This is a genomic window from Lachnoanaerobaculum orale, assembly GCF_003862485.1.
In the GTDB taxonomy this organism is placed as follows: domain Bacteria; phylum Bacillota; class Clostridia; order Lachnospirales; family Lachnospiraceae; genus Lachnoanaerobaculum; species Lachnoanaerobaculum orale.
This window is the reverse complement of record NZ_RRCM01000002.1, coordinates 312,939-336,470: the sequence shown is the minus strand read 5'-3', so window position 1 is coordinate 336,470 and position 23,532 is coordinate 312,939. Positions and strand designations below refer to the sequence as shown.

Genomic DNA, 23,532 nt, shown 5'->3' with positions numbered 1-23,532 from the left:
CCTTTCTATTCATTGCTCTCTTCATCAGATTCGGTGTTTTTTTCCTCTCTGATCTTTGCAATGCTTGCAATCCTGGTATCACTTTCTCTGTCTATGTTCATAAGCTTCACTCCGCTTGCCGCTCTTCCGAGTATTGATATTCCGCTGACTTCTATTCTGATTACAATTCCCTCAGTAGTTATCAAAAGAATCTCTCTGTCTTCATTTACAAGCTTTGCACCTACAAGCTTACCTGTCTTTTCATTGTCTTTATAACATATGATACCTTTACCGCCTCTGTTTTGGACTTTGAACTCTGATATCTTTGTTCTCTTTCCATATCCATACTCAGAAACAAGAAGCAAATACTCCCCTTGAGATGCCAGCTGCATTCCGATGACTTCATCACCTTTATTCAGTCTCATTCCCCTGACACCGGTAGCACCTCTGCCCATAGCTCTTATATCCTTGTCATTGATTCTGATGCACATACCGTCTTTTGAAACAATGATCAGATCGTCATCACCATGAGTTACCTTTACTTCTATCAGCTCATCATCTTCTGTGAGATTGATTGCTGCAAGTCCGTTCTTTCTGATGTTGTCAAATAAGTTTATCTGACATTTCTTTATGGTACCCTTTTTGGTAACCATAAACAGATATCCGTCCCTTGACCTTGCCTCACTTGGTATAATTGCCGAAATCTTCTCATCAGGCTGCAACTGCAGTAAGTTTACTATTGCAACTCCTCTTGCAGTTCTTGAAGCCTCAGGAATCTTATATCCCTTGATTGTATACACTCTACCCTTATTGGTAAAGAAGTATATATCATTGTGAGTGGTTGACATAACTATGTCCTCAATGAAGTCGTCATCAATGGTCTGCATTCCCTTGATGCCCTTACCTCCTCTGTTTTGTACATTGAAATTGTCCGGACTCATCCTCTTTATATATCCGAGCTTTGTCATTGCGATGATAATATCTTCTCTTTGGATAAGGTCCTCATCCTCCATATCGTCATCCTGCATAAAGCCGGTTCTTCTGTCATCCTTATACTTATCTTCAACTACAAGAATTTCTTCTTTTATAAGTGCAAGCAATTTTTTCTCGTCTGCAAGTATTCCCTCAAAATATTCTATCTTTGCAAGCAGCTCATTGTACTCGGATTCAAGTCTCTCTCTTTCCAAACCTGTGAGAACCCTCAGACGCATATCCACTATAGCCTGTGCCTGTGCATCTGAAAGTCCGAATCTCTTTATAAGCTCTTCCTTTGCAATATTTACATTCTCACTGCCTCTGATAATCTTTATGATTTCATCAATGTTGTCAAGGGCAATAAGCAAGCCTTCCAATATATGAGCTCTCTCTTTTGCTTTGTTAAGCTCATACTTTGTTCTTCTGGTAACCACGTCTTCCTGATGAGACAGATAATACTGAAGCATCTGTAAGATATTTAATACCTTAGGCTGATTGTCCACCAAAGCCAGCATATTTACACCGAAAGTATCCTGCAGCTGTGTATGCTTATAAAGTCTGTTCAGGATGATATTGGCATTCACATCTTTTCTAAGCTCTATAACAACTCTCATTCCTTCACGGTTTGATTCATCTCTAAGATCTGTGATACCGTCTATTCTCTTGTCCTTTACAAGCTCCGCAATCTTTTCAATAAGCTTTGCTTTATTTACAAGGTAGGGAAGCTCACTGACCACAATCCTGTTCTTGCCGTTTTGCATTGATTCGATTTCAGTGACCGCTCTTACCTTTATCTTTCCTCTACCTGTGGTATAGGCTTCTTTGATACCTCTAAGACCTAAGATATTGGCACCTGTAGGGAAGTCCGGTCCTTTTATAATGCCCAGTATCTCCTCAATAGTAGTATCCTTATCTTCGATTTTATTGTCTATAAGCCTCACTACCGCATCTATAACCTCTTTGATATTATGAGGAGGAATATTGGTCGCCATACCTACCGCAATACCTGTTGTACCGTTTACCAAGAGGTTAGGAAACCTTGCAGGTAATACTGTAGGCTCTTTTTCAGTCTCATCAAAGTTCGGAGCAAAGTCTACAGTATCCTTATTGATATCTGCAAGCATCTCCATAGCGATCTTTGAGAGTCTGGCCTCCGTATATCTCATAGCCGCCGCACCGTCTCCGTCCACAGAGCCGAAGTTTCCGTGTCCGTCCACAAGAGTATATCTCATGGACCAGTCCTGTGCCATATTTACAAGTGCGCCGTATATTGACGAGTCTCCGTGTGGGTGATATTTACCCATTGTATCTCCGACAATACGAGCACATTTTCTATGTGGTTTATCAGGCCCGTTATTCAGTTCTATCATAGAAAAGAGCACTCTTCTTTGAACCGGTTTTAATCCGTCTCTTACATCCGGAAGCGCTCTGGCTGCAATAACACTCATTGCATAGTCAATATATGACTTTTCCATGGTTTTCTTTAAGTCGATCTCATTAAACTTGTCGAAAACATTTGGTTCCATATTTTAACCTACCTTTTTAAATATCCAAATTCGATACATACTTTGCATTCGCTTCTATAAACTCTCTTCTCGGAGCCACCTGATCTCCCATAAGCGTACTGAATACAACATCAGTCTCTGAAAGCATGGACTCGTCAAGTACCACTTTCTTTAATATTCTGCGCTCAGGGTCCATAGTGGTCTCCCAAAGTTGCTCGGCATCCATCTCACCCAGTCCTTTGTATCTTTGTATCTTATTATTCTGATCTCTACCGACTTCCTTGAGGATATTGTTCAACTCCTCATCTGAATACGCATACCAGACTTTCTTATTCTTCTCAAGCTTATAAAGCGGCGGTTGTGCCAGATAAACATGACCTTCTTTTATAAGATCCGGCATAAACCTGTATATGAATGTAAGCATAAGTGTATCAATATGTGCTCCGTCCACATCCGCATCTGTCATTATTATTATCTTGTTGTAACGAAGCTTTGTTATATCAAAGTCATCATGTATTCCTGTACCGAATGCTGTAATCATACCCTTTATCTCGGCATTTGAATATATCTTATCAAGCCTTGCCTTCTCTACATTGAGTATCTTTCCTCTAAGCGGCAATATGGCCTGTGTATCTCTTCTTCTTGCACCTTTTGCTGAACCGCCTGCAGAATCTCCCTCGACTATAAAGATTTCACATTCTTCAGGATTCTTACTTGAACAGTCCGCAAGCTTTCCCGGTAAACTCATACTGTCAAGTGCAGACTTTCTTCTTGTAAGATCTCTTGCCTTTCTGGCCGCCGCTCTGGCCCTCTGTGCCGTAATGGCCTTCTCACTGATAATCTTTGCAACAGCCGGATTTTGCTCAAGGAAGTAGGTGAGCTGTTCACTTACTATAGAGTTTACGGCTGTCTGTGCCTCCGAGTTTCCAAGCTTTTGCTTAGTCTGACCTTCAAACTGCGGGTCCTCTATCTTAACGGATATAATGGCTACAAGACCTTCTCTGATATCCTCACCTGAGAGATTCTCGTCACTGTCTTTTAAAAGCTTGTTGCTTCTTGCATATTCGTTGAATGTCTTTGTAAGTGCATTCTTAAACCCTGAAAGATGTGTTCCTCCTTCAGGAGTATTTATATTGTTGACGAAGGTATATATACTTTCAGAGTAATTGTCATTGTGTTGCATTGCAACTTCGACCATTACCTTTTCTTTTGTACCCTCACAGTATATTACATCCTCATATATAGGCACCTTTCCCTTATTGAGATAGGTAACAAACTCCTTGATACCGCCTTCATAGTGGAAAGACATTTTTTTCTTTTCTTCTCTGTTGTCAATCAAGGTAATCTTTAATGCTTTGGTAAGGAATGCGGTCTCACGAAGTCGTACTTTTAATATATCAAAGTCATACACGGTCTCTTCAAATATCGTATCATCAGGTAAAAAGCTTACCTCGGTACCTGTCTTTTGAGGATCGCACTCACCTATAACTTCCATCTTCTCTACGACTTTTCCTCTTTCAAATCTCATATGATAGATTTTGCCGTCTCTGTATACCTTTACATCAAGCCATTTGGAAAGTGCATTTACTACCGAAGCTCCTACACCGTGCAGACCTCCTGAGGTCTTATACCCTCCACCGCCGAATTTTCCTCCGGCGTGCAATATGGTAAATACCACCTCCAAGGCCGGCAATCCGGCTTTCTTTTGAATATCTACAGGTATACCTCTACCGTTATCTTTTACCGTTATAGAGTTGTCTTCGTTTATACTGACCTCTATCTCGGTACAGAATCCTGCAAGAGCCTCATCTACAGAGTTGTCTACTATCTCATAAACAAGATGATGAAGACCTCTTGATGATATTGAACCGATATACATTCCGGGTCTTACTCTCACTGCCTCTAATCCTTCAAGTATTTGTATTTGGGATGCTCCATACTCTGTATTCATACCACACTCCTTTAATTTATCTTTAGGATTGCTCCTCATCTACAATAAAATTTCGCCATTATATTATAACATTTTTTTTTGAAATATGAAACCACTATATAATAAGAAAAAAGAGGTGCAAAGCACCCCTCTAAAATAAATATTTATAAAGCTGTTATAAAAGTAAGGAATCCGAAAATGACACCTGCAGCGTTCGGTATTATAAGAATATAATCTATCTTATGTTCATTGGTTAATCCGTAAATTACCCATAACAAACAAGAAACTGCTGCTACAAGCGGCTGCAGAGGTTGAGACTTCGCACCGCCAATATTTGCTATAATCTGTGGTATATAAGATAAAAATACTAAAACTCCGATAAATGCTCCGATTGATCCTATAAATGTATTAATCTTCTTTTTGCTCATTAAATATTACCTCCAAAATAGGTTTATAAATCGACATACGTAAATTTATAAGCAATACTATATCACATAAATTTTAACTGTGCAAATTTTAACTAAGTTTTACAGAGATTTTAACATTATTTTCTATATATTTATTCCTTAAAAATGTGATAAATATATTAAAATTAAACAATCAATATGTTTTATCACTTATTTTATAACTGCACAACAACAAATAATGTAAAATACATTTATGACTAATACGATTCTATATACAAAATTCTTGTATACAATATTATTTATATCCGGATTCTTTTACACTGCCTTTTGTTACCTTAAATACCTTGCCTATATCCAAAGACTTGTTCAAAAAATCTTCAACACCTGTACAGGTAATAAGCGTCTGTATATGTTTTATAGACTCAAGCAGATGACTTTGACGCTTTCCGTCAAGCTCCGATAACACATCGTCAAGCAATAATACCGGAAACTCGCCGTATTTCTCCTTGATAAGTTCTATCTCTGAAAGCTTAAGTGAAAGTGCCAGACTTCTTTGCTGCCCTTGTGATCCGAACTTCTTTAAATCCATATCACCGTTTAAGAAAAATGAAAAGTCGTCTCTGTGAGGTCCGACATTGGTAGTCTTATACTTTATGTCGTTTGCCCTTGATTTTCTCAACTCGACTTCAAAAGCATCTTTTTCTATGTTTTTTTCATATACCACTTTTATTTTCTCACCGCCTGTAAGCAGTGAATGTATACCTAAGATAACTTCATTGAGCTTTTTTATAAACTCTTCTCTGTACGCAATCAAATCCGCTCCGTACTTTACAAGCTGCATATCCCAGATATCCAAAGTGTCCTCCAAGCCTGATTTAAAGCCTATTTCCTTAAGAAGCTTGTTTCTTTGATCAAGCACCTTATTGTAAGTAACCAAAGCGGACACATAGACCTTATTCAGCTGACAAAGCTCCATATCTACAAAATTTCTTCTCTCCTTGGGACTTCTCTTTATGATATTCAAATCCTCAGGTGAGAAAAATACCACATTGCAGGTACCGAAAAGCTCACTCAGCTTCCTTATCGGGATGCCGTTGATGGCAACTCCCTTAGCCTTGTTTTTCTTGATATGCATATCAAGCCTGACAGACGCATCCATTTTCTTTATCATAAGCTTTATATGTGACTCACCTGCACCAAATCTTATGATATCCTTATCCTTACTTCCTCTATGAGATTTTGAAGTGGTGGCAATGTATATGGACTCCAAAATATTGGTCTTTCCCTGTGCGTTGTCACCGTAGAATATATTCACTCCGCTTGAAAGCTTTATATCCAAATTCTCATAGTTTCTGTAGTCCTTAAGCTCCAACGATTCTATAATCATTGTTTTCGTATGTGAAAATATCTCCGTCTCTGAGCTTCTTACCTCTTCTAAGCTCCACTTCGGAGTTTACCAAAACTTCACCGGCCTGTATTACCATCTTGGCTTCAGAGCCCATAGACACGGCACCTGCAAGCTTCATAGCCTGCTCAAGCTTTATATATTCATCTCTAATTCTTACTTCCTGCATATTACTCCTATCCGATAAAATTAACCGGCAATATAAGATATGTGTATGTATTCTTATCATCTCTTATAAAGCACGGAGACTTTGCATTTGTAAAATATATATTTACAAAATCATCATCAATAACTTTAAGTGCATCTACCAAAAACTTAGGGTTAAAAGCAATCTTAAGATCACTTCCGCTCTTTTCAATATTCACCTTGGCATCCATAAATCCAAGTGATGAATTTACGGACAGCTTTAGCATACCGTTTTCAATATCAAGTATCATAGGCTTATGCTCATTCTCTCTGATAAGTATCATAGACTGTTCAATAGCACTCTGTAACTTAAGCCTGCTGACATTTACCTTTGTGTCATAGTCATTTGACAACATACTCTCGATTCTGAAAAACTCTCCGTCAAGAATCCTTGAAAGCACCAACGTTCTGTCAAACTCAAAAAGTATATGATCCTTTGAAAAATATATATTAACATTTTTTTGAGTATCACTGTCTATTATCCTCATGACTTCCTGTAAGGATTTTATCGGAACCACACATTTTTGATCTTCATATTCGCCCATAAGCTCAATATTTCTGATAGACATTCTGTGTCCGTCAAGAGTCACAAACTTTGCAACATTGTTCTTTACGTCTATAAGCTCACCGCCCATCATTCTGTTAATATCACTTATTGCGGTTGAGAATTCGGTCTGACGGATGACCTCCTTTAGGCTAAACTGAGACAAACTAATAAAAGCATCTCTGTCAATCTTAGGCATCGGTATAAATTCTACCGGATCTATGCCCATAATATTAAACACAGCCTGTTCACATCTGATTGTAGTTTTGAAGTCATTGTCAACTTCCAACTCTATCAATGATTCGGTACTGTCGAACTTTCTCACAATTTCAGAAAAAAGCTTGGCATTAAGTACAACACCTCCTGCTTTTACTATTACAGCGTCAACCTCTGTTTGAATTGAAAGCTCTGTATCTGTAGCATCTAAAACAACTCTGTTATTTGATGCACTTATAAGTATTGATTCTAAAATAACACTTGATGTTTTGGTAGATACAGCTTTCATAACAATACTGAGTGCATTTACCAATTGTGCTTTTTGAAATTTTAAATTCATTTTTCCTCCGGATAAGGCAAAGATGCGGCGCTTTGCCATGTCAAATATTTAAATATATTTTAGTATTAGTATTATTATAGGGTGTGGATAAGTGTAAAAGTCTTAAAAGCCTTGTAAACACTTGCTTTTTTGTGATTTTTTGTAAACATCGCTATGTTTGACAATTACCCATACAATTTGGATTATTGTGGAGAAATCTTTTTTTTGATAGTTTCAATCGTTTGATTCAGCTCACTGTCCGAGGTGATTCTCTTAGTGATTACGTCCTCAGAATTGACTATCGTGGAGTGATCTCTATCTCCTAAAAATTGGCCTATCTTTGTCTGTGTATCATTGGTCATCTTCCTGCAAAGGTACACCGTGATATGTCTGGCGGTGGCTACCGGTTCTTTTCGTCCTTTGGCCTTTAATTCCGCTACAGTTATATTGAAGTGATCGGCAACTACGGTAGCGATATATTCTGAAGTGATTTTGGTAGGTGCATCAGGCGTTATCATATCTTTAAGCACCGACTTGGCCAGATCTATATCTATTTCCTGATTTTTATTGAGCCTGCTCATTGCATAAAGTTTATTGAGGGCTCCCTCAAGCATTCTGATATTGCTCTTTATATTGGTAGCGATAAATTGGATTACTTCATTATCTATGTTTTTGCCGTCTCGTTCTTCTTTGCTTCGAAGTATCGCCATTCTGGTTTCAAAGTCGGGAGAAAAAATCTCTACCGCAACACCCCAGGCGAATCTGGAACGAAGTCTTTCTTCGAGGTTTTTCAGCTCCATAGGAGGTTTATCTGAAGAAAGTATGATCTGTTTTTTTTGTTCGTACAACGCGTTAAAGGTATGGAAAAGCTCCTCCTGTATAGCGTCCTTGCCTCCGATAAACTGAATATCGTCTATTAAAAGTACGTCTACATTACGATATTTTGCACGGTACTCCGCCAGATTGCTGTTTTTTAATGCATCAATGTATTCGTTTAAGAATTTTTCACTGCTGACATATAAAATATTGGCATCGGGGTTGTGCTCTAAAATATAGTGTGCAATAGAGTGCATCAAGTGAGTTTTACCGAGTCCGACGCCTCCGTATATAAAGAAGGGATTGTAGTGTTCGCCCGGATTTTGGCTTCCGGGCGACTCGGCTACGGCTACAGCTGTTGCATGTGCCAAATCGTTGCTTTTTCCTACGACAAAGGTGTCAAAGGTGTATGCCGGATTTAAGTTGGCACTTAAGAGTTTAAGGTTGTTTACCGGATGTCTTTTGTTGTCTATTAACTTTTTAGGGATTTTTTGTGATTCCTGTTCGTTTTTTTCCTTAAAAACAACATTACACTTAATGAAGGTAATTTCCTCTATGGCGACCGCCAAATATAAGGAATATTTTTTTGTAACATAAGTTTTAAAAGGCATCGAAGGAACCGTGATAATAAGTGTGAAATTTCCCCTTGAGTCCTTCTCAATTGATGTCGGAATCATGGGCTTTATCCACGTATTGAATGATACAGGGGAAAGTTCGCAATCGTCTCTTAAAAAAGTGATTATGTTTTCCCAATTTGATTTGATCTTGTCTATCATTCTTTTTACTCCTTTGGGATACTTCTAACTGAATAAAGTATAGCAAAAAAATGTGGTCATATCAATGGAAATAACAGCCGGAAAACAAAGTTATCCACATAAATGTTCACAAAGATATGGATAACTCGGTGAATAAAAAGATATTCCCAAATTATCCATACTGTTTTGTGGCTAAAAAGCGTGGATAAGTATAGTTATACACAGAGTGTGGAAAACGATGTTGACAACATAAATGGCTTAAAATAAGGGATTCCGTAGGATGTCCACATAATAGTATATAAACTTATCCACAACTTATCAACAAAATGTGGATAAGTTTATTACTAACAGTTAACTGTGGAAAAGGGCTTTTGAAGTTATAAATGTGGATAATTATGTTGAAAAGTTTTTTGATGTGGATATTTTTTAAAGATTTTTCTTCCTATTATAAAGTAAAATATCCGGATACTTTTGAGACGTATATGTTGATACCGAGTAACGGATAAAATAAAGTTACGTTTTTGCCTACCATGCAGCAGAAAGAAAATTATTAAAGTATAATAAAATTATTGATAACAAAGGGGTTTAAAGATATAATATTAAGTGCATTATATCCAGTAGGAATAGTAGCGAGAGGAGAAACAGATGAAGAGAGATTCTTATCAAAAGACAAAGAAGATGGTGATAATGGCTATTTTTATAGCAATCATTATTATCCAGACACTGGTACCTATTTTAGGATTTATACCGCTTGGAATTATGAATGCGACAATCATTCATGTGACGGTAGCTATAGGTGCCATTTTACTTGGTGTAAAAGAAGGAGCAGGACTTGGTTTTGTATTTGCACTCGGAAGTATGTGGAAGAATACATTTATGCCGAACCCTACATCATTTTGCTTTTCACCGTTTGCACCTGCAATAGCGGGATATACAGGCGGAATAAGATCTGTCATTGTATGTTTTGTTCCGAGAATACTTGTAGGTATAGTAGCTGCACTTGTATTTAATGCAATCAGAAAAACAGGAAAGATAAAGATTGCACTTTTGGTATCAGGAGCTATGGCGGCTGTTACCAATACTATTTTGGTAATGAGCGGTATTTACTTTTTATTCGGACAGCATTATGCTTCTGCAACAGGCAGAGAGGTATCACAGCTACCATATGTAATAGTAGGTATTATAGGTACACAGGGAGTGGCAGAGGCGATAGTATCTGCAATCTTAACTTTGGCAATAGCCGGAACATTATTAAAAATCAGTGAAGAACGATAAAACTATTGACTTGCAAGGCTTCTTTTACTATAATACTAGGGTGCGTTCTTTAGAAAGTGAAGAACATAGACTTGAGAAAGACTAGACAAACGAAAAGAAGTAAGGAGGTGCCAGACCATGAAAATGACATTCCAACCTAAGAAGAGACAAAGATCTAAGGTTCACGGTTTTAGAGCAAGAATGAGTTCTGCCGGCGGTAGAAAAGTTTTAGCTGCCAGAAGAGCAAAGGGAAGAGCCAGATTATCAGCTTAAAAAAATAAGGCAAAGGCCAAAACAGATGAGTGCTAATTTATAGCAAAGAAATTATCTGTCGAAGATTACTTAGGGATAGTCTTATGACTATCCCTTTAGTTTACGACTATTGTCGGGTGTGATATATTGCCCGACATCGGTTTTCAGTTATGATGCAAGAGGCATCAAGGAGTTTGTGTGAAGAATTTTCCGTCTTTAAGAAGTAATACTGATTTTCAAAAGGTGTATAAGAATGGAAAGTCATATGCCAATAAAGCTCTTGTTATGTATGTATATAAGAATGAACTTACCTATAACAGAATAGGTATATCGGTTTCAAAGAAAAATGGCAACAGTGTAGTCAGGCATACATTTGTAAGAAAGCTTAGAGAGATTTTTAGGCTGAATAAGATAGAGAAAAAGGGATTAGATATAATAGTAGTAGTTCGAGTAGGTGCAGATGTGAAGGATTATCATAAACTTGAAAGTGCCTATTTACATTTGCTAAAATCACATAGACTGGACAAAGAAGATGTTGAAAAAATTAAATAGCTTAATAAAAACAGGAATGATTAAGCTTATTAGGTTCTATCAGATATTTCTGTCACCGCTGAAGGTCAGAACGCATTGTATTTATACTCCTACCTGTTCACAGTATGCCATAGAAGCTTTGAAAAAACACGGCATAATAAAGGGCACACTGCTTAGTATTTGGAGAATTTTAAGGTGCAATCCTTTAGCAAAGGGAGGCTATGACCCTGTACCATAGAAAATGATAAGTTTATTTTAGAAAATCTAATAAATATTGGAGGTATTAGCTTGGACATTGTACTATTAACAAAGTCAAGTACGCCTATTATAGGTTGGTTTGCTGAAATTCTGGGATTTATAATGAATCTGATATTTGATATAGGAATAACAAATATCGGTATCGCAATTATTGTATTTACAATAGTGATAAATGTTATAATGATTCCACTTACTATAAAACAGCAAAAATCTCAGAAGCTTATGGCTGTAATTCAGCCTGAAATAAAGGCTATACAGGATAAGTACAAAGGCAAAACAGATAATGATTCGGCAATGAAGATGAATGCCGAGACCAGAGCCGTATACAGCAAGTATGGTACAAGTATGACCGGCGGTTGTCTTCCGCTTCTTATACAGATGCCTATATTGTTCGGTCTGTATCAGGTTATATATAGAATTCCGGCGTACGTTACAAGTGTTCGAGGAGTTTTTGAGAATGTAGCAAATTCTCTTATGCAACAGCCTGATTATATAAATAAAATCAGTGATTTGGCAAAAGCTGTCAGACTTCCTGTAGAGAACAACGACTATACAGTTACAAATAAGGTTATAGATTTATTGTATAAGTTCACACCTGAGAAGTGGACCAAACTTGGTGAGACATTCCCAAGTATGAGCGATGTATTGAATACAAGCGTTCCGCTTATTAAGCAGATGAACTCATTTTTGGGAATTGATTTATCTGTAGCACCTTGGCAGGGAATGAACCATATAAATATCGCTTGGATTATTCCGATACTTGCCGGTCTTACACAGTTTTTATCTACTAAGGTAATGACGGTAAATCAGCCTCAGAATTCAGGTAATGAAAGCGATATGGCAAAGCAGATGCAGAGTATGAACACCGTGATGCCGCTTATGTCCGTATTCTTCTGCTTCACTCTTCCTGCAGGTATCGGTATATACTGGATTGCTTCAGCACTTGCAAGAACAATTATTCAGTTGCTTGTTAATTATCAGTTAAAGGATATGGATATTGATAAATTGGTAGAAAACAATCTTGCAAAGCAAAATGCAAAAAGAGCAAAACAGGGTCTTCCTGCACTCAGTGCCAATAAAAAGGTAATTGAGAATGCAAAGCATATGGATGAGATTGAAAAGCAGGAAAAAGAAAATAAAGCAAAGAAACATGAAGTAAATGTAAAGAATATAAAAGATTCTACCGAGTATTATAATAAAGATGCAAAGCCGGGATCACTTGCTTCTAAGGCCAATATGGTAGCAAAGTACAACGAGAAGCAGAATTCTAAGAAAAATAAATAGGAGGAATGAGATGGATAGTGCTAGAGTTTCAGCAAGAAATTATGATGAAGCTTTGACAAAGGCATTGATTGAGCTTGGGACCACCAGTGACAATGTGGATGTAGAGATTATTGAAAGAGGCACAAACGGATTTTTGGGAATCATCGGTGTAAAGCCGTGGACACTTAAGGTCACAGTGAAGAAATCTAAAGATACAGAGGTTGCAAAGAAAAAGAATACAAATGTAGCCAAGAATGTATCTGCAAGTGCAGCTCCTAAGGTGTCTGAGAAAGTAAGAGAACAAAAATCTCCTATTGAAAAGAAGGATGAGCCTGTAAAAGAGCCTGTAGCACAAAAGAAAGAAGTTAAGGTAGAACCTGTAGAGACTTCTAAAGCCAAAGAAGAAGGTAAAGAAATCTCTACGGAAGCTGTAGATGAGTACACCAAATTCTATGGCGAAGACAACTATGAGAGCTCTAATAAGAAGATACTTACCAATGATGAGCTTGAAGCTGTCAGAGGCGTAGTAGACAGCTTTTTGAATGATTTGTTCAAGGCTATGGATTTGCCGGCCCATGCAAATTATAATTTTTCATTTAAGACTAATGAGCTTTCTATAGTAATAGAGGGTGAGGAAGACTTGGGTGTATTGATAGGTAAAAGAGGTCAAACACTTGATTCATTGCAGTATATTCTCAGTCTTGTAGTGAACAAAAGCAGTGAAAGCTATATAAGAATAAAGCTTGATACAGAGAACTACAGAAAAAAGAGAAAAGAAAAGCTGGAGTTGCTTGCAAAGAATATAGCATCAAAGGTAAAGAAAACAGGCAGATTTACAGAGCTTGAGCCGATGAATGCTTATGAAAGAAGAATTATTCATGCAGTATTGCAGGGTGACAATATGGTGTCAACAAAGAGCGTGGGTGAGGAGCCTTTCAGACATATTACAATCTATCCGAAGAAAAGCTTTAAACAAAATAAAAGAAGCCCTAAAAGGGAAATGCAATAAAAACTAGTCTTGTGAAAGAGGGCTATTGATAACATAGTTATTGATGGTCCTCTTTTCGTATATTATGGAGGAATATGAAGAAAACAGATACTATTGCCGCTATTGCAACTGCACTTGGTGAAAGTGGAATAGGTATAATAAGGATCAGCGGTGAGGATGCTATAGGGATAGCGGATAAGATATTTAGCGGAAGCAAAAGTTTGAGAGAGGTTGACTCACATACTATAAATTACGGTCATGTATATTTCGGTGATGAGATAATAGATGAAGTGCTTGTAATGCTTATGAAAGCGCCGAGAACTTTTACAGGCGAGGACACTGTGGAAATAAACTGCCATGGAGGCATACTTATTTTGGAGAAGGTACTTCATGCGGTACTTAAATCAGGTGCAAGGCTTGCACTTCCGGGTGAGTTCACAAAGAGGGCCTTTCTAAACGGCAAGATGGACCTAAGTCAGGCGGAAGCCGTAATAGATATAATAGAGGCAAAGAATGATTTGGCGCTTAAAGCCGGTATAAGGCAGCTAAGCGGTGCTTTGACTGAGAATATAAAGACAATCAGAGCTAAGATTTTGGAGCAAATAGCTTTTATAGAGGCGGCACTTGACGACCCGGAGCATTATTCACTTGACGGTTACAGTGTGAAGTTGAGAAAGATTGTAAAAAAGCTTATTACAAGAATAGAATATTTGCAAAAATCGTTTAAGGACGGAAGCATTATAAGAGAAGGTATAAATACCGTTATTATCGGTAAGCCTAACGCAGGAAAATCTTCTATCTTAAATCTATTATCAAGGAGTGACAGGGCTATAGTCACAGATATTGCAGGTACTACAAGAGACACATTGACTGAAAATATTAAGCTCTCAGGTATCAGTCTGAATATTACAGATACGGCAGGTATCAGAGAAACTGATGATATTGTGGAAAGTATCGGTGTAAAAAAGGCTATAGAGGCAAGTAATAACGCCGATTTGAATTTGGTGGTAATAGACGGACTGCTACCTATTGACAGTGAAGATATAAGTTTGCTTGAAAGTGTTAAAGACAAGCAGGCTATAATACTTATCAATAAGTCGGATAAGGAGCTTAAAGTAAGCGTCGATGATATAAGAAAATACAGTGATAAGGAGGTAATAATCTTTTCCGCTAAGGACAATACAGGTGTGGATGAACTTGAAAATATGATAAAGTCTAAATTTATTTCAAATGAGATAAACTTTAACGATCAGATTATTATAACTAATATCAGGCATCAAGAAATCATAAATGAGGCGATGGAGTCGCTTGAGATGTGTCTTTCAAGCATTGATGAAGGATATGAGGAGGACTTCTTTACGATAGATTTATTAAATGCATATGAGGCACTTGGAGAAATCATCGGAGAGACTGTGGATGATGATGTTGTGAATGAGATATTCTCAAAGTTTTGCATGGGTAAATAGATAGAAGGAAAATATATGATAATAGAAAAGACATATGATGTTGTTATAGTAGGTGCAGGTCATGCAGGATGTGAGGCGGCTCTTGCAAGTGCAAGACTCGGTCTTAATGCAATCATTTTTACGGTAAGTGTAGATTCTATAGCAATGATGCCGTGTAACCCGAATATCGGAGGCAGTTCAAAAGGACATCTGGTAAAGGAACTTGATGCACTGGGCGGTGAAATGGGTAAATGTATAGATAAGACATTTATACAGTCAAAGATGCTCAACGCTTCAAAGGGACCTGCAGTGCATTCACTTAGAGCACAGGCGGATAAGCAGGAATACTCCAAGCAAATGAGAAAGACACTTGAGAACACTCCGAATTTGACCGTTTGTCAAAAAGAAATTACAAAACTGATTATCAAAGACAATGTATGTAAGGGTGTTGAGAGTGTATCAGGCAGTAAGTATTATGCCAAGGCTGTAGTACTTGCAACAGGCACATATTTGAAGGCAAGATGTATATACGGGGAGGTTGCAGAGTATACAGGTCCTAACGGGTTAAAGTCTGCAAATCATCTCTCGGAATCGCTCTTGGATGCTGGAATATCTTTAAACAGATTCAAAACCGGTACGCCTGCAAGAGTTGACGGTAGAAGTATAGATTATTCACTGATGCAGGAACAGTATGGTGACAACCCGATTGTACCTTTTTCTTTTGAAACCGATCCTGAAAGTGTGCAGAAAGAACAGGTGAAATGCTATCTTGCTTATACCAATGAACATACTCATGAAATAATACGAGAGAACATAGACAGGTCACCGCTGTTTTCAGGTGCTATAAAGGGTACAGGTCCCAGATACTGTCCGTCTATAGAGGATAAGGTTGTAAAGTTTCCGGATAAGGACAGACATCAGATATTTGTGGAGCCTGAGGGACTATATACCAATGAGATGTATCTTTCAGGTTTATCAAGTTCACTTCCTGAGGATGTACAGGAAGAAATGATAAAAAGTATCAAGGGATTTGAAAATGCAAACATTGTCAGAAACGGATATGCCATAGAATATGACTGTATTGATGCCAGACAGCTTAAGGACAGCTTAGAGTTTAGAAACTTGGAAGGACTGTTTGCCGCAGGGCAGTTCAACGGAAGTTCAGGTTATGAGGAGGCTGCGGTACAAGGACTTATGGCGGGAATAAATGCCGCTATGAAGGTACTTGGACGAGAACCTGTGGTAATAGGCAGAGATCAGGGATATATAGGTGTGCTGATAGATGACCTGGTTACCAAAGAAAGTCATGAGCCTTATAGGATGATGACATCCAGATCTGAATACAGATTGCTTCTAAGACAGGACAATGCGGATCTGAGACTTTCAAAAATAGGACATGATGTAGGGCTTATATCAGAGGAAAGGTATGAAAGACTTTTAGAAAAAGAAAGACAGATTTCTTGTGAAGTTGAAAGGCTAAAAAATATACATATAGGTGCTACTGCTACAGTACAGGATTTCCTTGTGAGAAACGGCTCCACTCCGCTTCAAACGTCGGCAAATCTGGCGGAGCTTATAAGGAGACCTGAATTAAATTATGATCTTACCGGAGAGCTGGATCCTGACAGAAAAGAATTGAAGAAAGATGTCAGAGATCAGGTAAATATAAATATAAAATATGAGGGATACATAAAGCGTCAGGAGTCTCAGGTAAAACAGTTTAAAAAGCTTGAAAATAAAAAGATTCCACTTGATATAGACTACACTAAGGTAAACAGTCTGAGGATTGAGGCTGTACAAAAGCTTAGTAAAGTAAGGCCAAGCTCTATAGGACAGGCTTCAAGAATATCAGGTGTTTCACCGGCAGATATAACGGTATTACTTGTATATCTGGAGACCTATAAGGAGAAAAAAGATGTATAACGATATGGACAGATACTTGTCTGAAAATAATATATTGGATATTGTACTTTCAGATGAGCAAAAAGAAAAGCTGTATAAATTTTATGAGATTTTAATAGAGAAGAATAAGGTTATGAATCTCACATCCATAACAGAGATAAGAGAATTTACATTCAAACATCTTATAGACAGTATTGCATTGGAAAAGCTGATAAAAGATATTGAAAAAAAAGATTACAGTATAGCAGACCTCGGTACAGGTGCAGGATTTCCGGGTATACCTTTAGCTATTGCATTTCCAAATCTTAAACTGACATTGATAGACAGCCTTAATAAGAGAATAAAATTCATACAGGAAGTTTGTGAAACATTGAATATAAAAAATGTGACTGCAATACACTCAAGAGCTGAGGATATAGCAAGAGATAAAAAGTACAGAGAAAGTTTTGATATATGTGTATCCAGAGCAGTTGCAAATTTAGCTTCATTAAGTGAGTACTGTCTTCCTCTGGTAAAGGTTGGCGGCAGTTTTGTATCATATAAGTCAAAGGGTTATGATGTAGAAGTAAATGATGCAAAGAAAGCAATACAGGTACTTGGCGGTGAAACAGGTGAATCTATAAAGTTTGAACTTGAGGAATATGGAGAAAGAATATTGTTGGATATAAAGAAGGTAAAGTCTACCTCAGGTAAATATCCAAGAAAAGCCGGATTACCTACTAAGGAACCTATAAAGTAGATGTTTCATGTGAAACATCATAAAACACAAACAATGTTTCACATGAAACATATAAAAGTAAAAGCTTTATGACTTATATTCTACATAAAATATAAGAATATATAAACTCATGTTTCACATGAAACAATGAGAATAAAAGTTCTGCTGTAATGTTTCATATGGAACATACTGTAGAGCTTTTTTATTTGTTGTGATTATGTTGTCGGATGACTGCTTGAATTATAAGTATGTACTTTGCTACTTCTGTTTTACAAGTATATTAGTTTATGAGTATCACAGTCTTAAATTGATATATATGCTTTATAGACGTTTCGGTTATGTATAGTATCAAACTTTATTGAAGAATTTTAATGATACCGGATTTCTTGGAAATATCATAGTTGATTATAGTTTCTAAACCACAATGTAAATGTGTATGATACAGGTGAATACCCAAATATTATAATTACCGATAGAAATTAGATATTTATATATTGATGAATAAAGACGCCAATATCTGCTTTAGGATAAAGAGCCGGTTCTTAGAGGTGCGTGTATATTGATGAACTTATAAAAGTTCGAATATAGGTAAATCAGATATGCGGTATTTGGAGTGTTTATTCCTTAATATGCTGTTGTAGTATAACGATTCGATTTGATTTATTTTTAGGGTATATACTTGTATAAATATTATGATAGATGTTAAATCATTTTAATCGGATATTATTCGTATTGTTTGTATATAGAATTGAAAGTTCTTTGAATATGAAATTATTGTTATATAAAATCTTGGAATAATATATTATATAAGAACTCTTATAGTATAAAACAAAAAGATATGTCAGTAATCTTTTAATTTACTGTATGTTGTAGATATTATCTCTGAAGCCTACTATGTACTTTATAAGTAAGTACTGTACATTGTTTTTACTATTTACAGATAATACATCAAATAATAAGTAAAGCTGCTTGCCAACATTAAATATTAATTAGATATTCAAAATATATAAGTGGATTTACCGGAAACGGGATTTTAGGGTAGAGAACATATAAAGAATTTGGTTGTTAAAACAGTATATATTATATTTATAAGATAAAAATAATATAGGGAAATAAATCATAAAGTATTTTTATATATACTTATCGATCATATTAGATTGATTTGAAACTATATATTTTAAGTTACCTGTCATTATAAAAATAACTTTATATGAATATACTTAAAGTCGTATCTTATATTTGTAAAGTAAGTGGCTATATTTTTGAAGATTTAATCTGATTTTAGTATAGTATAATTATATACCTAAAAATATCTGTTATATGTAGTGAGGCAAGGATATAAAGGATATAAAAGGAAAGGTAAGATACATAGATAAGTTTTACATTGATATCTAATGATGTGGGCTGCTTGATTTTATTTACGTATATGGAAACTTGATAGATGTATTATATTTAATAAGGTGAACATATATAAAGTTATATTATTGGAAGGTGACCTTGACCTACAAGGTATTATCTTATTATGCTTGATATCAAATAGAAGTATCTACAGTACACATCCGGTAAGACTTCACAATATGTACAATCGTTGATATTAAATTGAAGTATATGCAGTACTCGCCGTTACGTTATTACATTGCTATGGTTAGCATATAAGTTTTGTAGGTTTATTATTAAGGATAGCGGTAATATGCTTTAATCAAGTATATATTTAGAGATCGATGACAAAACCATTATATTATATTCTGATGTTTCACATGAAACACAGTATATGTTTCATGTGAAACATTAAAAATATTTCCTTTTATTTCATTGATTAGCAAATATTAGTATGATAGAATATAAAAGTAAATAAATATTTGAGGATTTTACGGGTGTATAGGCTTGTAGATCCTATAAAATAAGAGGTTTTCACAGTGAAAAAATACTTAAAGATTTTAACCGCGATGGTGATATCGTCTTCTACACTGATAGGTGTATCACTGATAAATAAAATTACAAGTATGCATGCTATATCAAAGAATCTCCTTGGGAAAGAAGAAACAAAAGAGTTTGAATGGAGGTTCGGTAATATAAAGTACAGGAAAAAGGGACATGGTACCCCTATTCTGCTGGTACATTCGCCGGATGTAGCATCGTCATCAGAAGAATGGTTCAAGATAAAGGATGTATTGTCAGAGTCACATACAGTATACAGTATAGACTTACTGGGATGCGGATTATCTGAGAAACCGTTTATGACATATACAAATCATATATTTGCACAGTTGATATGTGACTTCATAAAGGCAATAATAGGAAAAAGAACTACTGTAATTTCAAGTGGAAACAGCTCGGCTTTTGTTATTTCCGCTTGCGATAATGACAGTACATTGTTTGAAAAAATAATACTTATTTCACCTGAGAAGCTCTCAAAAGGTCAGCTTATACCGGGAAAAAGAGCGAGAACTTATAAGGCTATTTTGAGTATGTCGGTACTTGGGAATCTTCTATATAATATAGCTACGTTCAGGTGGAATATAAAATATAATGTAAGATCCGATTTTTACAGAAAAGACAGATTCACAAAGGATATGCTTGATAAATGTTATGAAGCCGCGCATAGAGGGTTGTCTCCAAAGTCATTGTACTCAAGTATCGTATGCTTCTACACCAAGAAAAACATAAAGTTTGAGCTGTCTCAAATAGACAACAGTATTGTTATATTTGAAGGTAGGTACAATAAGGATGCGTCAACTGTAATCAAGGAATATATGAGAGTCAATCCGGCAATAGAATCCGTTATTATTGATGACTCTAACAAGTACCCACATATTGAAAATGATAAGGAGTTTTTAAATGCTCTCAGTATATATCTGTAAAATACAAATAGAAAGGAACAAGCTGAATGCTTGAATAATATTATGACGAAAATTATTTCATTTGCAAACCAAAAAGGTGGTGTAGGTAAGACTACTACTGCTGTAAATCTTTCAGCCGCTTTGGCTGAAGCAGGTCAAAGTGTGTTGGCGATAGACTTCGATCCGCAGGGAAATTTGTCAAGCGGACTTGGAATTGATAAATTGAACACTGAAAAGACTATATATGAAGTCATTATAGGTGATGAAAATATAAATGATGCGATACTGAGTACCGAGGTGGAAAACCTCGATATAATACCGAGTAATGTGGATCTGTCAGGTGCAGAGATAGAGCTTTTGGAGCTTGAGGACAGAGAGAGAACACTTAGAAGAAAGATAAGTGAGATATATAAGGAGTACGATTATATAATAATAGACTGTCCCCCAAGTCTCAGTTTGCTCACTATCAATGCATTTATGGCATCAGACAGTGTAGTTATACCTATCCAATGTGAATACTATGCCCTTGAGGGACTTAATCAGATGCTTAGAACTGTAAATTTGATTAGAGAGAGACTGAATCCTACACTTGAGATAGAGGGAATAGTATTTACAATGTATGATGCCAGAAATAATCTGAGCGGACAGGTCATAGAGGGTGTAAAGAGTGTTATTTCTAATGAAAATATATTTGAAACTATAATACCGAGGAATGTAAAATTGGCAGAGGCTCCAAGCTTCGGAATGCCGATAACGGAATATGATACTACTTCAACAGGAGCACAGGCATATAGAATGTTGGCATCTGAAGTACTAAGTAAGAGCGGGAGGTAAAAATGGCAAAGAGAATGGCACTTGGAAAGGGCGCAGATGCTCTTCTTAGAAATATAAATGGAACCAATACAGCTATTGATGAGGCAGTGGATAAGAATATAGATGATAATACAAATAAAAAAGCCGGCGAATTGATGGTAAAGATTTCATTAGTAGAGCCAAACAGAAATCAGCCAAGAAAGATGTTTGATAAGGACAGCCTTGATGAATTGACAAAATCGGTAAAACAGTATGGAGTATTGCAGCCTATTATAGTGAAAAAAATCGGAAACAGATATGAAATCGTTGCAGGTGAAAGACGCTGGAGAGCGGCACAGGCGGCAGGATTATCTGAAGTTCCTGTAGTTGTAAGGGATTATGATGACCAAAAGGCTAAGGAAATTGCTATTATAGAGAATATACAGAGGACAGATTTGAATCCTATTGAAGAAGCTCTTGCGTATAAGAGTCTTATAGAGGAATATAATTTGACACAGGAAGAACTATCTGACAAAGTTTCAAAGAATCGCTCTACTATCACCAATTCACTCAGACTATTGAAGCTCAGCAAGAATATACAGCAGTATATGATAGACGGACAGATTTCATCAGGTCATGCCAGAGCACTTCTAAGTCTTGAGGACGAGGGGAAAAGAGAGTTGCTTGCACTTGATATAATGAAGAGAAGTTTAAGTGTCAGAGATACTGAAAAAGCGGCCAAGGCACTGTCAAAGAAGAAAAATGTAGAGCTTTCAGATTTAACAGAGACAAGTAAGGAAGATACCGTCAGAGACTTATCACTTTTTTATAAAGAATATGAAGACAGTATTCAAGGAGTACTTGGTACCAAGGTACATATAAATCAAAAAGACAAAAATAAAGGAAGAATAGAAATAGAATATTATTCTCAGGTTGAACTTGACAGAATAATGGATATTTTTAAGACATTAGGATAATGATGATGAATTTTACAATAGATAATAGGATTTTGTTTGGCTTTATCCTGGTAGTAGCTATTTTTAACTTTATACTGTTTGTGTCTATGGTTAAGCATAGAATAAAATACAGAAGACTTTTTAAATCATATGATAATTTTATGACCGGAAAGACCGCCAAGAATCTTGAGGATATCATAATCCTTTTGAGAAAAGATATTCGCAGCTTGAAGAATGAGAACAGACTGAATAGGGAAGCTATAAGAGAACTGAACAAGGTACAAAGAGAATGTTATCAGAAAATCGGTATACTTAAGTATGATGCATTTGAAGGAATGGGAGGAAAGTTAAGCTTTGCTTTCTGTATGTTAAACTACAGAAACTCAGGATATATAATAAACAGTATACATTCAAGAGAAACTACTTTTAATTATATAAGAATAGTTGAGAACGGCCAGACAGATCAGGTACTTTCAGATGAAGAGAAAATTGTTTTGGAACAGGCTTTGGGATATAGGGAGAGATAAAAAAATCCGTACTTTTTTGTACGGATTTTTGCTTATAGAGTTAGATGAGTCAATCTCTTGTTTAGTTGTGTACCAAGTATAACAGCCACTACAATCTTTACGGCATCTCCTATAAGGAAAGGTACAACACATAAAAGCAGTGATGCAATAAAGCCTTTTCCCTGCTGATGTGAAAACCATATTGTGCCGAGGATGTAGCAAAGAGCTAAGCCTGTTATCATTCCGATTACATCATAAACGATACCTTTTTTCATATGTATAAAAAGTGAGCTTATATAAACTGTAAATAAAAAGCCTATTATATAACCTCCTGTCGGACCGACAAGCTTGGAGAGTCCGCCTGAATATCCTGAGAATACCGGAAGCCCGAATGTGCCAAGCAATATAAATATTATTACTGAAATCAGTGAGTCTACAGGTGAAAGAACATATGCTGTAAGGTATATGGCCAGTACACCAAGTGAGATAGGCACCGGACTGATAAATACCGGTATGGAAATCGGTGCCAATATACATAATACGGCTGTCATAAGTGCTATTATCGCCATTTTTCTAACAGAAAAAGTCTCTGACATAATAATCTCCTATAAAAATAAAATTTGATACTTATAAATATTTGTATTTAACAAGCATAAGAAAATGATATTATAAATATATAATAATGTCAACAAAAAATACTTATAGGTTAACATTAAGAACAAAGATATTATATTGCCGCTAAAATGAATGAACTTTCAAATACAATGCAGTATACTCATATAATATTAAA

At 36.2% G+C, this 23,532-nt stretch carries 21 protein-coding genes; 13 read left to right on the top strand and 8 right to left on the bottom strand.

Annotation, left to right across the window (positions count from 1 at the left end; translation table 11 throughout):
• Positions 1–5: 5 nt before the first annotated feature.
• The 7 genes from gyrA to dnaA all read right to left on the bottom strand — a co-directional run bounded on the left by gyrA (position 6) and on the right by dnaA (position 9,058).
• Positions 6–2,480: a DNA gyrase subunit A gene (gene gyrA, locus EHW90_RS11570; protein WP_124952878.1), complete on the bottom strand. Its 2,475-nt coding sequence runs from the start codon at positions 2,478–2,480 to the stop codon at positions 6–8.
• Between the two features lie 16 nt (positions 2,481–2,496).
• Positions 2,497–4,410 carry a DNA topoisomerase (ATP-hydrolyzing) subunit B gene (gyrB, locus tag EHW90_RS11565; RefSeq protein WP_060932003.1) on the bottom strand — a complete coding sequence of 638 codons (1,914 nt, stop codon included), beginning with the start codon at positions 4,408–4,410 and terminating at the stop codon, positions 2,497–2,499.
• A 143-nt stretch (positions 4,411–4,553) separates the two neighbouring features.
• Positions 4,554–4,817: a SemiSWEET family transporter gene (locus EHW90_RS11560; protein WP_060932002.1), complete on the bottom strand. Its 264-nt coding sequence runs from the start codon at positions 4,815–4,817 to the stop codon at positions 4,554–4,556.
• Between the two features lie 274 nt (positions 4,818–5,091).
• The gene (gene recF, locus EHW90_RS11555) at positions 5,092–6,183 is read right to left on the bottom strand and encodes a DNA replication/repair protein RecF (protein WP_124952877.1); all 1,092 of its coding nucleotides are present in this window, start codon (positions 6,181–6,183) and stop codon (positions 5,092–5,094) included.
• On the bottom strand, positions 6,158–6,370 hold the full coding sequence (locus tag EHW90_RS11550; RefSeq protein ID WP_009221218.1) for an RNA-binding S4 domain-containing protein: 213 nt from the start codon (positions 6,368–6,370) through the stop codon (positions 6,158–6,160). Before EHW90_RS11550 ends, recF begins: the two co-directional genes overlap by 26 nt.
• 7 nt (positions 6,371–6,377) lie before the next feature.
• Entirely contained in the window at positions 6,378–7,487 is a 1,110-nt protein-coding gene (gene dnaN / locus EHW90_RS11545; RefSeq protein ID WP_124952876.1) for a DNA polymerase III subunit beta, read from the bottom strand.
• Between the two features lie 182 nt (positions 7,488–7,669).
• A complete protein-coding gene (gene dnaA / locus EHW90_RS11540; protein WP_009446702.1) occupies positions 7,670–9,058 on the bottom strand; it encodes a chromosomal replication initiator protein DnaA in 1,389 nt (462 codons plus the stop codon).
• A gap of 624 nt (positions 9,059–9,682) precedes the next feature.
• Between dnaA and EHW90_RS11535 the strand changes: the two genes are divergently transcribed.
• From EHW90_RS11535 to EHW90_RS11475, 13 genes are all read left to right on the top strand, one after another.
• Positions 9,683–10,312 carry an ECF transporter S component gene (locus EHW90_RS11535; protein ID WP_009446701.1) on the top strand — a complete coding sequence of 210 codons (630 nt, stop codon included), beginning with the start codon at positions 9,683–9,685 and terminating at the stop codon, positions 10,310–10,312.
• A gap of 117 nt (positions 10,313–10,429) precedes the next feature.
• Positions 10,430–10,564: a 50S ribosomal protein L34 gene (rpmH, locus tag EHW90_RS11530; protein ID WP_007594921.1), complete on the top strand. Its 135-nt coding sequence runs from the start codon at positions 10,430–10,432 to the stop codon at positions 10,562–10,564.
• A gap of 177 nt (positions 10,565–10,741) precedes the next feature.
• Positions 10,742–11,095: a ribonuclease P protein component gene (rnpA, locus tag EHW90_RS11525; RefSeq protein ID WP_060931998.1), complete on the top strand. Its 354-nt coding sequence runs from the start codon at positions 10,742–10,744 to the stop codon at positions 11,093–11,095.
• Positions 11,076–11,312 (top strand): membrane protein insertion efficiency factor YidD, encoded by a 237-nt coding sequence (gene yidD / locus EHW90_RS11520; RefSeq protein ID WP_124952875.1) that lies wholly within the window; start codon positions 11,076–11,078, stop codon positions 11,310–11,312. The genes rnpA and yidD overlap by 20 nt, the downstream gene beginning before the upstream one ends.
• Positions 11,313–11,362: 50 nt before the next feature.
• Positions 11,363–12,616 (top strand): YidC/Oxa1 family membrane protein insertase, encoded by a 1,254-nt coding sequence (locus EHW90_RS11515; protein WP_124952874.1) that lies wholly within the window; start codon positions 11,363–11,365, stop codon positions 12,614–12,616.
• Between the two features lie 10 nt (positions 12,617–12,626).
• Positions 12,627–13,604 (top strand): RNA-binding cell elongation regulator Jag/EloR, encoded by a 978-nt coding sequence (gene jag / locus EHW90_RS11510; RefSeq protein WP_124952873.1) that lies wholly within the window; start codon positions 12,627–12,629, stop codon positions 13,602–13,604.
• Positions 13,605–13,678: 74 nt separating this feature from the next.
• Positions 13,679–15,049, top strand: coding sequence for a tRNA uridine-5-carboxymethylaminomethyl(34) synthesis GTPase MnmE (gene mnmE, locus EHW90_RS11505; RefSeq protein ID WP_124952872.1), 1,371 nt, complete (start codon positions 13,679–13,681; stop codon positions 15,047–15,049).
• Positions 15,050–15,064: 15 nt separating this feature from the next.
• A complete protein-coding gene (mnmG, locus tag EHW90_RS11500; protein WP_124952871.1) occupies positions 15,065–16,951 on the top strand; it encodes a tRNA uridine-5-carboxymethylaminomethyl(34) synthesis enzyme MnmG in 1,887 nt (628 codons plus the stop codon).
• Positions 16,944–17,669, top strand: coding sequence for a 16S rRNA (guanine(527)-N(7))-methyltransferase RsmG (rsmG, locus tag EHW90_RS11495; protein WP_060931992.1), 726 nt, complete (start codon positions 16,944–16,946; stop codon positions 17,667–17,669). Before mnmG ends, rsmG begins: the two co-directional genes overlap by 8 nt.
• A gap of 1,895 nt (positions 17,670–19,564) precedes the next feature.
• Positions 19,565–20,509, top strand: a complete 945-nt coding sequence (locus EHW90_RS11490; protein ID WP_124952870.1) for an alpha/beta fold hydrolase — start codon at positions 19,565–19,567, stop codon at positions 20,507–20,509.
• Between the two features lie 42 nt (positions 20,510–20,551).
• Positions 20,552–21,322 (top strand): ParA family protein, encoded by a 771-nt coding sequence (locus EHW90_RS11485; RefSeq protein ID WP_060931991.1) that lies wholly within the window; start codon positions 20,552–20,554, stop codon positions 21,320–21,322.
• A 2-nt stretch (positions 21,323–21,324) separates the two neighbouring features.
• Entirely contained in the window at positions 21,325–22,257 is a 933-nt protein-coding gene (locus tag EHW90_RS11480) for a ParB/RepB/Spo0J family partition protein (protein WP_060931990.1), read from the top strand.
• A gap of 2 nt (positions 22,258–22,259) precedes the next feature.
• Positions 22,260–22,763 (top strand): DUF4446 family protein, encoded by a 504-nt coding sequence (locus EHW90_RS11475; RefSeq protein ID WP_060931989.1) that lies wholly within the window; start codon positions 22,260–22,262, stop codon positions 22,761–22,763.
• A gap of 32 nt (positions 22,764–22,795) precedes the next feature.
• Here EHW90_RS11475 and EHW90_RS11470 read toward each other — a convergent pair whose 3' ends face one another.
• Complete coding sequence (locus EHW90_RS11470; RefSeq protein WP_124952869.1) at positions 22,796–23,338, bottom strand: biotin transporter BioY; 543 nt, start codon at positions 23,336–23,338, stop codon at positions 22,796–22,798.
• Positions 23,339–23,532: the final 194 nt, after the last annotated feature.